We start from the raw sequence: 13,826 nt of genomic DNA, 5'->3' as shown, positions 1-13,826 counted from the left end.
AAAAATCTTTTATTCTGGTTTAATACTTTTTGCTAAATTAAACAATTTATATCTCCAATCCTTCCTCAATAGGATTGATCTATTTTATAAAATATCAGATTCAGTCCGCTATTTTTCTTTCCATACCACAACGCCTGCCGGCTCCAGCACCCTGCTGCCTATTAATATTTTAGCATGAGAAGGGATTGCGATATCCTGAGTGGTCGAAGTGTAATTCAAAGCCACATAAAATCCATCGCGCCATTCTTTCACAACCCCATAGGGAAGGTCATCGACAGTCACCTTCGCTTCTTCGTAGACACGGCGCATCACATCCTTTTCAAACTTTCCGTCATCCGTATCTGTTCCAATATAAGTAACAGTTCCCTTTCCCAGCTTATGGTGAACAACAGAAGCCGATCCTTTATAAAACTGATCTGCATAAGTAGCCCACACTTCCGCCCCCTTTTTCGGCGTGATAACATCAGCCAATTGTTCCAATCGTACTTTTCCGTACCGAAATTCACCCCGCCTTGCAGACTTTCAGGCAAATGATCATAAAACAGGTTGTCTATTCCGGCTAAAAAATGAACAGGTGCAGCCAAGGGAGCCTCCCAGAGTTTACCATTCCGATCTTTTTGTCCCGTACGGCAAGTCAAAATCAAATGTCCTCCCTGTTCTGCATATTTCACCCATCGCTCCACCAACATACTGTCCAGTAATTGATAAGCCGGTGCGATTAAAAAAGGATAATCGGAAAAGTCTTCTTTTTCGGATATAATATCGACAGGGGCAGCGAAAGCCTTCAACAGGTTATAATATCTATGAATATGCGACATCGTGTTCCATTGATCCGTTTGTTTCTGGAACTCTGTTTCCCAATAATTATTCATATTGAAAAGCATTCCGATGCGACGTGCCGCCAAATATTCCGGCATTTCGCTATCCGGATCATAAGCCATCCGTAACTGCTCCATTTCTCCAGCCACCTGCCGATACTCTTCACCTCCGGGAGATAAGGTAACCCCGTCTGTCATGACCATTCCGTAATGATACTGTTCGCTTCCTTTCAACGGTTGCCTGAAACGATAATTACATACGAATTTTCCTCCTCCGGCAAATACATGATATATCCACATACGAACAGCCCCCGGCATAGGTTGAGGATTGTAAACGCCCCAATTCACCTGCCCCGGTTGTAATTCCATAACTCCAAATGTTTTCCCGGCTAAATTTCGGAACTGATCATTCGGAAAACCGATATCTTCCGGAATTCCCAGCCGGAATCCCTGTTTTCCTATTCCCTTTTTATGGCCTGTTACTAAATAACGTGTATAAGTCGTAAAGTCCAAATGGTCCATCCGCACAGGATCCACAGGATTAAAGACCGGTATCAAATTGGTCGTTATCCATTGTTTTTCACTAATATTTTTATGTAAAACATCCGCTTGCATATTAACAAATCCGGCTAACTCGTCTGCCATAAACCGATTCATATCAAGCATGGCATGCGGATTCGGTTTCTCCGGCAATTCCTGTTGATTCGGTAAACGGATCTGGTCAAAATGCTGGTAGCTTTCACTCCAGAAAGTATTCCCCCAGGTCGCATTCAACTGATCTATGGTTTTATACTTCCGACGGAGCCAAAGACGAAATTTCTGTTGAGCATTCTCGCTATAATCGACTAAACCATAGTGTCCCGGCTCATTATCGATTTGCCAACCTATAACTGTCGGATTTTTACCATAACGTTCCGCCAGCTTCGTGACTATATTTTTCACAAAATCACAATAACGTTCGCTGCTCCATGATGCATGCTGCCGACGTCCGTGTTGAATATCTACTCCATTATCCCTCCGGATAAGAATATCGGGATATTTTTTCGACAGCCAAACCGGAGGTGTCGGACTCGGTGTACACATAATCACTTTTAATCCATATTTTCCAGCCAACGCAACTGCACGATCCAACCATTCAAAATCGTATATACCTTCTTCCGGTTCCAGTGCTCCCCAGGCAAATTCAGCAAAATGGGTAAACCGGATTCCTATTTCCGACATTTTTTTCAAATCTCTCTCCCACTGGGAAGAATCCCATTGCTCCGGATAATAATAGGAGCCTAAAGCAAACATATTCTTTTTAGGAAAAGATATTTCAACGGGTGATTGGGCAGAACCTCGCCAACATAAACACAGAGATAACAATAAAATCAGTTTTTTCATTTTTCATTAATTACATATTCAACTCCTTTATAAATCACCAGCAAACTTGCCGGGGCACAATCGAAGGACCGTCTGTATGCAATTTACCTTCTTCATCAAAAAATAATCGGTCCATACATACAACCCGATCCCAGTTCGGTTTCTGACAAGACGCATCGGCATGGCGATGGTAAATGATATAAAGGTCTTCATCCGGAGCTTCCACTACTGAGTTGTGCCCCGGTGCTGAAATACCTTTTGATATGTCGGTTGCCAGTAGCGGGTTATCTCCACTTTTCGTCCAGGGTCCCAACGGATTGTCTGCATAAGAGACTCCTACTCCGTACGACTCATATCCCGTATCATTTGCAGAATAAGTCATATAATAAGTCCCGTTTCTCTTAAATACATAAGCGCCTTCGTTACACCTGTTCCTGCCCCAGTTCACTTTCTCCCAGGGCTGGGAAGCACCGGAAATAAAAACGGGCTCGCCAACAAAACCGGAAAGATCATCTTTCAGTTTTGCACCGTAAAGTTCACCCGTAGCTAAAGTATCCTGCATGCCGTTTTTGCTGAAATAAACATAAGGGGTTCCGTCATCATCCACAAATATGTCTGCATCGATGGCCGAATATCCCAAATCGAACCAGGGAGTATGGAGATCAACAAAAGGTCCACCAGGGTTTTCACTGACAGCCAGACAGGTTAGCATACGGTCATATTCTTTCACATAACAACTATACGTCATATAAAACTTTCCTTTGTAGTATTCCACCTCAGGCGCCCAAAAACCAAAACTACCGATATGATTCTCCGGCTTGCGATACAAAAGTCCTTTATATTCCCACGTGATCAGATCGGAAGAGGTGTAACAAACAAAACCTTCTCCTTCCGACAAAGTGCTCGTACCGGTCAGATAATATAAATTCCCTGCCTTATAAACAAATGGATCAGCCACATACACGTAAGTGCTGTCTGTCGTTTTCAAAGGATTCATATAGGTTCTTTCTTTTTTGAAGCAAGAGAGTAAAGGTATAATTTCGGACTCTTCTTTTATCTCATAATCTGACAAAGAATAGCGGGTTTCCTTAGAAGGAGTAGGCATAAACAAGCCTGTCCCTAACAGGTCACTGACAACAGGAGATATTTGACTTCCTTCTGATTTCACCAATAATATACAATAAGAATCCTTAACCACATATCCAATTTCGAAAAATACAGTTTCCGAATCTTCCCTACAATAGCTTTTAATTAGAGGATCTTCTCCTTTCCTGAAAAAAAGATCCAACTCGACAGCGCAATCTTTCGAAAGATCGAGTCTCAATAAACTATGCTCCCCGGATGCCAAAATTGCACCTACAGGCATCCATTCGCCAGCAATAACAGATTGATTTCCCGGCAACACAACATCATGTCTTCTTCCTCTCACCCGTTGTGCCAAAGAAACATCCAATGTGTTCAATAACCGGGAATTTCTTAACGCACAATTTACAAATGAAAAATTGCCTTCAATATCCTCACTTATAAGAGAGGGGTTTATATCGAATATTTTATACCCTTTATTTGCCACTTCAATAATACTATTAGAAACTTTTACCTGAAATGGTGTCATGGAAGACGAATCTTTATAAAGAAAGGATGTTCCGAAATTTTTCAAATAAGAATAAAATATATTTTTATCCAGAATCAAAGTAGGATTCTTATCTGCTTCAATGACTATCGATTTGTCGATTGTATCATAATAAATCTCATTAAAAACAAAAAAGCCATCACTTTCCACACGTATACCTTCCGTCCGACGATAATTATCAGTACCAAGATCCAAACCTCCTCCTGTATGCATAGAAAGAATATGTACATTATTCAATATATGTCCAGCCGATTTTGTAACGAGACCATATTTTGTACCATATATAAACGTATTGGAAATTTTACAGTCACAACAAGAATGATCAATATAGATACCATAGACTTCTTCGTTGGAAGAAATTCCTTGTATGGTGATATTGTCAATTTTAGTATCGCTACTTCCAGTTCCTTTAAAATCATCTGAGACACAAATTCTGATATGGGTTTTACGTCCTTTAAACAAACTGATATACTTTAAAGACACTAATTGTTTTAAGCCATTCACCATGATACCGTTGTCAACATTAGAACAATCGAACATGCCTCCTTCTATATAAGAAAAACGTCGATGAGTGACATCCGGTGTCGACATTTCAGAATAACCGACTTTCAGCAAAGCATCTAATCTAAAATCACTTTTGATTAACGCATTTTTATCAAATACGATATTAACATTTTTCGTATAATCGAACGGTAATACGATCGGTTCCGACAAATTATAAGTTCCTGCGGGAAAATATAACGTTTTTCCATAACTATCCTTTACCAACTGATTAAGTTCTGCACCAATAACCGAACCGTCATTTTTGATTCCGAACCGAATAACAGAAATAATATCATTTTTTATCCCGATATTTTCCATTCCCCAAAGTTGTATGGAGAAACCCAAAAGAAAAAATAATAAAAAAAAGGAATTCCCTGCTTTTTTTATCATGATGATTAAATTTTGTATTTAAATAATGGAGGAGTACCTCTAAATAAGTTTTAAACAAATAGCAGAAGAACAAAAGAATTATAATAACAAACAAATGCCTCTGATGTATCTTCTGTTCTTCTGCCTAAAAATAAATGTTCACTTCATCGCAAACGATCTATTCTTCTTTCCTCAACAAACATTTATTCATATCCGGGATTGTTTTTAACAATACCTCCTGATTCGATAATGACCTCGGCGGAATCGGGAACAAAGTCATATAATCCTTGGCCGGATATCCCTTACTCAAGCCATATTCAATATATTTGCCGAAACGGATCATATCCTGACGTCTCCAACCTTCAAAATAAAGTTCACGTCCACGTTCAGCCAACAGGAACTCCTTAAACTTATCCTTGCTTGTCCGAATGTCTGCCGGAATCGTATGCGTGACGCCCGAACGGTCGGTAATCTGCTTCAAATATCCCAAAGCCTTATCGGTCGGTCCGTTCAACTCATTTTCAATCTCTGCCAATGATAAAATGACATCTGCATAACGGCAAACCACCAACGGTATATTACCGGCTTGCGTCTGTTCCTTCGGTAACAGATACTTGACGATAACTGCACCATACGGCAAACGCTCTCCCTGATTGCCTTCACGCGAATACAAAGTTCCGTCCGTACCGATATAGCGGTCAGCAATACCAGCCAAACGTTTGTCTTCTTTCGCATACGTATCGTAAACTCCCACGGCATCAACGTCACCCCCCAGTAAGGCGCAACCTTTATCCCGCAAACCTCGGCACAAGAAGGAGGAATCATATAAAAAAACCATTCGTTCCCCATCTGCTGCCCACTCGGAACCGACCATATGTTTTCATTATTGTGCTCTTCGCTGAACACTTTGCTGTAATCGTCGGACAGCGTATATCCCATCTGTGTCAGGCTTTCGGCATACGGGAGTGCCTTATCGTACTGGTGATCGTTCATATATAACTTCATCAGCAGCATGGCAGCAACCCCTTTGTTCACCCGTCCCCAGTTTTCTGTATTATTGGTCTTGTCATACAGATACGGGAGTGCTTCCGTCAGGTCCTTGACCATCTGGTTGAAGTATTCTTCTTTCGAAGGACGCGGTTCATATACGATATTGTCGATTTTGGCCGGATCGGTAACAACCGGTATCGGTCCATACATATCGTAAAAGCAAAACATCATCCAGGCTCTCAAACATTTCGTCTCGGCCATCAGTTCATTCTTCACGTCCTTATCCATATCCGTCAGTTTGCTGAAAACATCCAGTATATAAGTCGCACGCGTAATATTACGACTTACCGCATAAGTCGAATAGGTATCGAACGCGCTACCCCAATTGAAGTGGATTTCCTGATGTTCGATATTAAAGATTTCATCGGTCGTCATCTCTGATAGCCCGATCCATCCGCCATAACCGGTCGTGAAGAGCGGCCAAACCCAGGCACCGTTGCTATTATCATTCACCGCACCCGAATTACATTTAAAATAGGCATACAACCCAGTCAACATAGAGCGCGCATCCTCTTCCGTTTTCGGAAAGTTCGTTTCCGAAAACGAAGAGTAAACCTTGGAATCCAAATCGCACGAATTAAACCATGCGGTCATGCACAAAGCCAATAAAAAAGCTATTATTTTCGTTTTCATGATTCATTCAAATTAAATTAAAAAGTAATATCGACACCTAAAACGACTGTAAACGGAATGGGGAGCGGAGACGCATTTTGTTCCATTTCCGGATCCAGTCCCTCGTAATTCGTCAACAACAATGTATTCTGCAAATCCAGATAAACCGAAGCATTCGAAGCAATCTTGCTCTTTTTCATCCAATCTTTCGGCAACAAATAAGTCACTTTGATATTCTTAAAGCGCCAATAATGCGTGTTCTGCAAAGAAAAATCATCGGTTCCCGACTTATTGCTGTTTGCTGCCGCATTAGGTGCAATACCCGGCCACCAACCCGATGTATTAAACGAAGTCCAGACTTCCTTATACCGATAACTCGTATTGATCTTGCTGTCGCACAAACCACGATGTATCCACTGGTCATACGTTTTTCGTCCCAACACACCATAGGTATCGAGATCGACCATCACATTTTTAATCCGGAAACTCGTACCCAAGCCGAAATGCATCTTAGGCTCATTGTTACCCAGCTTCACGATATCGTCATCATTTAGTACACCGTCACCGTTGATATCGACAAATTTCTTGTTTCCGGCATAAGAATCCGGTTGAAGAACCTTACCATTGGAAGTATATTGTTGTACCTCCTCTGGCGACTGGAAAATACCGTTTGTCTTCCAACCGTAAATCGGACTCAAATCATCCTTCTCCTTAATCCAAGGGGCAATGTCTACTTCCGGATTCCGTTCCACCCAGTATGAATGGTTGTGACTCATGTTCAGATAAGCCGTCCAGTCGAAGTTTTTCTTCTCCATAATCACCCCTTTCAGGCCGATTTCAAATCCGGTACTTCGTGTCGAGCCGATGTTCTTTGCCAAAGTAGCCACCATATCAGTCGCAGGCAAAGATGTAAAATCAAGCAAATCCTTCGCCGTACGTACATAATAATCGAAACTACCGCTCAAACGATCATTGAACAATCCGAAATCCAACCCGGCATTAACCGTCACATCCGTTTCCCATTTCAAGTCTTTGTTTCCTTTCTGCTTCTGAACGATTCCCTTATGTAAAAGCCCATTGTAATAATAGAATGCACCGGTCGCCATGCCATAAGTCGTCAGGCTATAGTTTCCACCCGTCAAAATACTTTCATTACCGGAAGTACCGATACCGGCTCTCACTTTCAGGAAATCCACCACCTTCTGCTGTTTCATAAAATTCTCTTCCGAAACAGTCCATGCTGCAGAAACACCCGGGAACCATCCCCATTTGTGATTGGCAGCAAATACGGAAGAACCATCGTTACGTAATGTACCACCAATCGTGTACCGATCTTTGAACGTATAATTGAAACGTCCGAAATAAGACAATTTGTTCCGTTCCCATCTCCCCGAGTTGTAAGTCGTTTCATCTACATCTGACGACAATTCCAGATAATTGTTTTCAAGTGCATCTGACGGGAAATTAAAGACGGTAACAGAATAATTGTTGCCGGATGTCACATAATATCCCGTACCGAGCACAACATTCAAACGGTGATCCCGCCCGAACTGTTTGTCGTAGCTCAAATATTCTTCGATACCATAATTATTATTGTATGCGTTGGAATAACCACCGAAGTTACGCTGTGTCTGTTGAGGTAAAATCGATTTAGTCGGTGAGAATACATCACGATTTTCGTCTGTCTTATCGACAGAAATCTGCATATTCGCTTTCAATTCCGGTAAAATTCTGATTTCCAGATTCGGAGCAAACATCAAACGTTTGGTCGTTGTCTTATCTCTCATATAGCTCCAGGCCAACGGATTCGCCGTCATCGCATTTTCAGGCAATGTCAGGTTGCCGTTTTCATCCTCCAACGGAAGGCGCGGAGAAAAATATAAGGCTGCATTCGTTTGGTTCGCCTCATTGGCATTAGCTCTCCAATGCCCCGAAGACGGGTTGTTCGCGCTCAAGAGCGAATACATACTTGCCACATTCAATTTCAAATATTTGCTGAAATCAGCCTCCACATTGATACGTCCGCTGAAACGTTCCAGATCGTTCGTTTTCATAACCGACTTATGATCGTAGTAATTGAAGGAGGCGTAGACTTTAAACCGCTCGCTACCAGCATTGAAAGAAACGTTGTGATTATGGATCAGGCCGGTACGGCTTATTTCGTCAAAATGATCATACGACTCGGTCTGCTTCAACTGATTCTCATCATACAACACAGCCCAACCGGAAGCAGGAGCCGGTGTCGGACCATACGGATAATACTTATTGATATACAGCCATTGCTCTTTCATGCCTAAATTTGCCACGTTCATGAAATCCTGAGCATTCAGCATGTCGAAATACTTATTTACGCCTTGTACAGAGAATGAACCGCTGTATGTCACTTTCGGACGTCCGCTCTGCCCTTTCTTCGTCGTAATTAAAATCACGCCGTTTGCAGCCGACGAACCATAAATGGCCGTAGCACTCGCATCCTTCAAAACATCGATCGAAGCAATATCGTTAGGGTTCAATGTTGCCAAAGGACTACGGTCCGAACCATCTCTCAAAGCCGTACCTAACAAGCCGGACGGCCCGACCTTTGACGCTTTGTTTGATTCGGAACTGATAATCACTCCGTCGATCACATACAACGGGCTGTTAGAACCATTCGGAGAAAGTGCACCTCGAATATTAACAGACATGCCTGACCCCGGTTGTGCGGAATTTTGTGTGATACTCAAACCTGCTACTTTCCCTTGTAACAAATTATCTGCACTTACGGCATTCGGAGCTTCCAATTCTTTGGCTTTAACAGAAGAAATTGCGCCCGTTACCGTCTTTTTCAATTGTGAACCGTAACCAACAACTACCACTTCGTCCAATACCTCCATATCCTCATCAAGAGTAACCGACAGAGATTGTTGGTTGCCAACCTTTACTTCAATTGCCCGATATCCAATAAAAGATATGGTCAATACTGCATTCGAAGAGACTTTCAGAGTAAACCGACCTTCTGAATCTGTAATGATACCATTCGTCGTTCCCTTTTCCATGACATTAGCACCTATTACCGGTTCGCCTTTCCGATCTTTCACTATTCCGGAAATAACGCGACCAGTCTGTTGATCTTTTTCAGATTTTGTTAAAGGCGACAAGATGATATAGTTATCAGAGAGTTCGTATTTCAAATTCCTCCCTTGTAAGGCTTCGTTCAATAATTCATCAACTTTCGCTTTTTTTCTATTCAATGAAATATCAAAGTTTGATTTGATTTCACTCGTACTATAAATAATCAGATAATCAGTCTGCTGCTCGATTTCTTTAAAGAGTTCTTCTATTGATAAGTTTTCAGACTGAAGGTTTACAACTTTATTTTGTGCCTCACCGTTGAAAGCAAATAACTGTGAAACGAAAATAAACATACATAAAAAGGTCATCTTCATAATCCTGAATGCTTTTTTGATTAATTTAGGGCATAACTTATGCGTTAACAAAGGATTTATTTTCATATCTTTGTTTTGTTAAGTAAATACTATTTTTTTGATCACAAATGGGTTTGCTTTTCGCTAAATCGGTAGGTACGCCAATACCTGCCGATTTTTTTAATTTGTCATGGGCTCATACATCTTACATTTAAAGGTTAATACTTCTTTTTACTTACTCAGAACGATCTGGTTCAACTCGTCATCTTTTTTAATATTAAACTTATGTATCCGCTGGATCAGCCGGAGTATTTCCAGCACGCCATCCCTTTGACGGAACTTTCCGACATATTCATAATTTAATATTTCCGGGTCTTTCACAATTATTTTTACATCATAATATAATTCGAGTTTCTTTATGATATTTCCCAACTTTTGTCTTTTGAATGTATAAATACCTTGGCGCCACAACAATTCATCCGGGTCCTTCGTCGACAGTTCCAGCCGTTTCCCTTTCTGAACCAGATACTGTTCCGGAGAAAGTACAACTCCTTCCGACTCTGAAGATGGAAAATAAGCCTTCACCGATCCTTGCTGGAGATAAACGCCGGTATAATCACTTCCTGGATAACAAAACACATTGAACTGAGTTCCCAAAGCCTTTACATCTATTGTTCCGGTAGAAACAATGAAGGGTACTTCCTTATTTTTTGCCACATCAAAAAATCCTTCCCCCGATAAAAAAACCTTCCGCTCCTTTTCAAAAAAAGAAGGATAAGATAATTTCGAACCGGCATTCAGCCACACTTTCGTTCCGTCAGGCAACGTCAGTTCCGCACGCTGTCCGGCAGGGACAAGCAGTTCCTGCTGAAAAGCGATCAATTCTTTCTGTTCTGCCAGATTCCCCGAAAAATAATAAGAGGCCAGCATCCATGCAGAAACAAAAGCAATTACAATGATCGCAGCATACCGGCTGAAAGATATCAGCATTACTTTCCGCTTTTGAGCATTAACCAGCTTTCTGAAACAGGCATAATTTATCCGGCCCTGCTCCTTGTCCATCCGTTCGGGAGTCAATTCGAGCAAGCTATGTAAATGTTGATAATCTATTATCCGGGATTTCAGCACAGGGTCTTTGTAGGCTTCTTTCAGAAGCTGATCCTGTTCTTCTTTTGATAAATTTCCCTGACAATATTTTATTATTCTTTCATCCATCGTGTACGATTCTTTATATATTAAACGAACAGGAAAAATAATCCCCCTAAATAAAATCAATTTTTTTTCTGTTTATCTCAATTTTCCCAGGAAGATAAGAGGAACAAGAGTAGCGGTAAGTGGTTTTTCAGTTCCTCCCTCAACTTCTTATAGGCTATAGTCATTTGGCTTTCAATGGTTTTCACAGAGACATTCAATTCTTCTGCTATTTCTTTCTGTTTTTTCCCTTCTATTTTACTCATTACAAAAATTTCCCGGCACCGTTCGGGTAACGTATCAAGTGCTTTCTCTATGATGTCTTTTATATTGTCTTCAGAAAGGCCTTCTATATTAAAAGCCTCCAATGAATCAAATTTCATACGGAAAGACAGATCGAACTCCTCCTGCATTTTAACAGCAGCTTCCTGTTCCATCAATCTCCGCCGTAAATAATCGATACATTTATTTTTCACAGAGGTAAATAAATAGGCAACCAGGTTTATATGGAAACCCAGTTCCTCCCTCTTTTGATAGAACTCCAGAAAAACATCCTGTGCGATATTTTCAGCCTCCTCATCAGAAAGGACATAGTCGCGTGCAAAATATTTGACACGCGAATACCATGTTATGTAAAAATTCTCGAAATCCATCAATCAGTTTAATATCTCACAATAACTCCTTTATTGTAAACAAAATTAAACAAAAACGTTGGATATGCAATACTGTACTTCTTTTTTAAAACTTATATCCAACAGTTATAAACGCTGATAAATTTTTAAGAGCATAATCTTCAAATTCTATTATATCCATTGGCTCGGAAAAACTGCTAACTCCATCATGTACTTTGACCAGTCCCAATTGTCCTTCCAAGTCCACCACAATTCTCCGGTACTCATAGGCTATACCCAGTCCAACTCCGGCATCAAAGCGTTTGCATCCCATATTCCCATCGGTCATACTACCAAAGGTATTGAGTTTATATTCTTTATGAACATTGTGGAATCCTGTAGTACCCGGAATCGGTAACCATACATCGATCGACGTTTTGCCTCCTACTCCATAAGCCATATAAGGTCCTCCCGAGAAAACCAGGTTAGATGTCTTCGTAAGATGCAACCGGGCTGACAACATTATGGGCAATTCAAGATAAAGCATATTCACCTTAGCCTTTCCCAGATCTTTTCCATCTTCTTTAGATCCCTTTGAAACAAAATTCAAAGAAGGTTGTAACGCCCAGGTTTTATTAAAACCATATTCCATACCAACGCCCACCTTATAAGCAAATTTAGTATTTTCCTCCGTGTTCTTCCCCCACATGCTCGCAATCCCCGCCCCTGCTTTTACCCGGAAAGATACCGGGGGTTGAGCATACGCTTTAGCACTCAGGAAAATAAAAACAACACATATTCTTAAAACATATTTCATATTCTGTCCAAACTAATCTTTGCAACTCATCCTTTACATACTTTTCATCAACTGGCATGAATGTACATCCGGTTATCCCATTATTATTGTTTTTCGTAATCTATCAGAAATGAAAACGTATTCCAGCATCCAAATGCAAACGAAATATTCCCGAATGTTCTCCATCCTTATAGTCTATATTATCCTGTTTAGGAAGAGAACTCCCAATATACCCTAAATTCGCTCCGATTCCGATATGATCAGACAAATAATATTCTGCTCCGACCAGGAAGTTATACCCAAATCCCGATAGCGATTCACTAACTCCTTTTGCCGATTCACGATATTTAAAATAACCGATGCCGAACTTTTCTTCTATTCCCCAACGGCCCACTTTTTGTTTCATCACGAACTGAGGAGCAATATAAGCAAGCCCTACATTCACATCCACATGGGAATAACTGTAAGATGACTTATATCCCGAATACATCAGACCGGCACCAAAACCACTCCTGGACACCCAGTCATAACCGACTTGCCAATCCATTCCTTTCCTGGGATGACCAGACGCTCCTTTCGGTAAATAAAATTTATTGGTCATGAAAGCATAACCGATATTCGCATAAAACGTACTATGCTGAATGGTGATTTACTTGTTTCTGCATGACTCATATTCTCAGAGTTAATAGGTACCGGAACAGAATAAGTTTCTTCCCCGGTTACATTTACCGTATCACCGATCCACAGCATATTCCCCGCTATCTGATGGCAACTGCTACCCAAAAGGGATGGTTTCCGGTGATCTGTCAAAGCTAATGCATTTCCTCCTTTTTTTGCCGTCTCCTGTTTCGCCAATGCAACGACCTGATCATAATTACATTTGGTAGAAGCTCCGCCATCCACTACTTTTACATTCCCGATAAATTCTGCCAATTCAGGCACAGAATGACCCATTCCGTAAAGACGTACTTCGTCAGCCGTCACACGAGACGGGTAACTTTTTACAAGATCTGTTATTACTTTGGGAGCACAACTACCTAAGCATAAAGGTAAAAGTAAAATCAATAATAAGTTTATTGTTTTCATTGTTTACAATTTAATATTTTTTATCTCATTATAAGATGATATTTTGTTCTTTCCAATATAGATATAGTATACTTTTATCATTCAGAACTAGTTGATATTAGATTCAGGGAAAATCCATCTATTTGTTTGCTCATCTTTTCTTGCAGTCAAAATATAAAAACTTTTAGCAGGAATTTCCCCTTGATATGCAGGTACAAATCTTAATCGTTTTACTATATCAAGAATAGTCTTACGCATATTATCAAGAACAGGATATTTACCATTAATTTTTATCATAGAGTGAACAGGATATTTACCATTAATTTTTATCATAGAGTAACAATAGGGGTATACCTTTTTCATCAATCAATATAA

Annotated in this window: 11 protein-coding genes and 1 pseudogene; all 12 read right to left on the bottom strand. The window is 40.5% G+C overall.

What is annotated here, in order from left to right; all coding sequences use genetic code 11:
* Window positions 1-108: 108 nt before the first annotated feature.
* Window positions 109-309, bottom strand: a complete 201-nt coding sequence (locus DXA15_RS28065; RefSeq protein ID WP_369683076.1) for a Beta-galactosidase C-terminal domain — start codon at window positions 307-309, stop codon at window positions 109-111.
* A 30-nt stretch (window positions 310-339) separates the two neighbouring features.
* Window positions 340-2,039: pseudogene (locus DXA15_RS16960) on the bottom strand (beta-galactosidase); the annotation flags it as partial.
* 196 nt (window positions 2,040-2,235) lie between these two features.
* Window positions 2,236-4,671 (bottom strand): family 43 glycosylhydrolase, encoded by a 2,436-nt coding sequence (locus DXA15_RS16955; protein WP_233567382.1) that lies wholly within the window; start codon window positions 4,669-4,671, stop codon window positions 2,236-2,238.
* Between the two features lie 229 nt (window positions 4,672-4,900).
* Window positions 4,901-5,332: a RagB/SusD family nutrient uptake outer membrane protein gene (locus tag DXA15_RS26840; RefSeq protein WP_233567383.1), complete on the bottom strand. Its 432-nt coding sequence runs from the start codon at window positions 5,330-5,332 to the stop codon at window positions 4,901-4,903.
* Complete coding sequence (locus tag DXA15_RS16950; protein WP_233567381.1) at window positions 5,233-6,405, bottom strand: RagB/SusD family nutrient uptake outer membrane protein; 1,173 nt, start codon at window positions 6,403-6,405, stop codon at window positions 5,233-5,235. The genes DXA15_RS26840 and DXA15_RS16950 overlap by 100 nt, the downstream gene beginning before the upstream one ends.
* Before the next feature lie 17 nt (window positions 6,406-6,422).
* A complete protein-coding gene (locus DXA15_RS16945) occupies window positions 6,423-9,809 on the bottom strand; it encodes a TonB-dependent receptor (RefSeq protein ID WP_224263274.1) in 3,387 nt (1,128 codons plus the stop codon).
* A 210-nt stretch (window positions 9,810-10,019) separates the two neighbouring features.
* A complete protein-coding gene (locus DXA15_RS16940) occupies window positions 10,020-11,003 on the bottom strand; it encodes a FecR family protein (protein ID WP_128134804.1) in 984 nt (327 codons plus the stop codon).
* Window positions 11,004-11,080: 77 nt separating this feature from the next.
* Window positions 11,081-11,632 (bottom strand): RNA polymerase sigma-70 factor, encoded by a 552-nt coding sequence (locus DXA15_RS16935; RefSeq protein ID WP_007657398.1) that lies wholly within the window; start codon window positions 11,630-11,632, stop codon window positions 11,081-11,083.
* Window positions 11,633-11,717: 85 nt separating this feature from the next.
* Complete coding sequence (locus DXA15_RS16930) at window positions 11,718-12,407, bottom strand: porin family protein (RefSeq protein ID WP_128134803.1); 690 nt, start codon at window positions 12,405-12,407, stop codon at window positions 11,718-11,720.
* 103 nt (window positions 12,408-12,510) lie between these two features.
* On the bottom strand, window positions 12,511-12,987 hold the full coding sequence (locus DXA15_RS26835; protein ID WP_233567380.1) for an outer membrane beta-barrel protein: 477 nt from the start codon (window positions 12,985-12,987) through the stop codon (window positions 12,511-12,513).
* Window positions 12,984-13,472 carry a hypothetical protein gene (locus tag DXA15_RS26830; RefSeq protein ID WP_233567379.1) on the bottom strand — a complete coding sequence of 163 codons (489 nt, stop codon included), beginning with the start codon at window positions 13,470-13,472 and terminating at the stop codon, window positions 12,984-12,986. The genes DXA15_RS26835 and DXA15_RS26830 overlap by 4 nt, the downstream gene beginning before the upstream one ends.
* Before the next feature lie 87 nt (window positions 13,473-13,559).
* The gene (locus DXA15_RS16920; RefSeq protein WP_128134802.1) at window positions 13,560-13,784 is read right to left on the bottom strand and encodes a hypothetical protein; all 225 of its coding nucleotides are present in this window, start codon (window positions 13,782-13,784) and stop codon (window positions 13,560-13,562) included.
* Between the last annotated feature and the right edge of the window lie 42 nt (window positions 13,785-13,826).

The sequence above is a fragment of the Parabacteroides sp. AM58-2XD genome (genome assembly GCF_003463685.1).
In the GTDB taxonomy this organism is placed as follows: Bacteria; Bacteroidota; Bacteroidia; order Bacteroidales; family Tannerellaceae; genus Parabacteroides; species Parabacteroides segnis.
This window is presented reverse-complemented; position numbering and strand designations above follow the sequence as displayed.

Excerpts from the sequence above, each read along its gene's own strand:
- DXA15_RS28065 (WP_369683076.1), bottom strand. The coding sequence starts at position 309 with ATGCGCCGTGTCTACGAAGAAGCGAAGGTGACTGTCGATGACCTTCCC.
- DXA15_RS16955 (WP_233567382.1), bottom strand. The coding sequence starts at position 4,671 with ATGGAAAATATCGGGATAAAAAATGATATTATTTCTGTTATTCGGTTC.
- DXA15_RS16950 (WP_233567381.1), bottom strand. The coding sequence starts at position 6,405 with ATGAAAACGAAAATAATAGCTTTTTTATTGGCTTTGTGCATGACCGCA.
- DXA15_RS16945 (WP_224263274.1), bottom strand. The coding sequence starts at position 9,809 with ATGAAGATGACCTTTTTATGTATGTTTATTTTCGTTTCACAGTTATTT.
- DXA15_RS16940 (WP_128134804.1), bottom strand. The coding sequence starts at position 11,003 with ATGGATGAAAGAATAATAAAATATTGTCAGGGAAATTTATCAAAAGAA.
- DXA15_RS16935 (WP_007657398.1), bottom strand. The coding sequence starts at position 11,632 with ATGGATTTCGAGAATTTTTACATAACATGGTATTCGCGTGTCAAATAT.
- DXA15_RS16930 (WP_128134803.1), bottom strand. The coding sequence starts at position 12,407 with ATGAAATATGTTTTAAGAATATGTGTTGTTTTTATTTTCCTGAGTGCT.
- DXA15_RS26835 (WP_233567380.1), bottom strand. The coding sequence starts at position 12,987 with ATGACCAATAAATTTTATTTACCGAAAGGAGCGTCTGGTCATCCCAGG.
- DXA15_RS26830 (WP_233567379.1), bottom strand. The coding sequence starts at position 13,472 with ATGAAAACAATAAACTTATTATTGATTTTACTTTTACCTTTATGCTTA.
- DXA15_RS16920 (WP_128134802.1), bottom strand. The coding sequence starts at position 13,784 with ATGATAAAAATTAATGGTAAATATCCTGTTCACTCTATGATAAAAATT.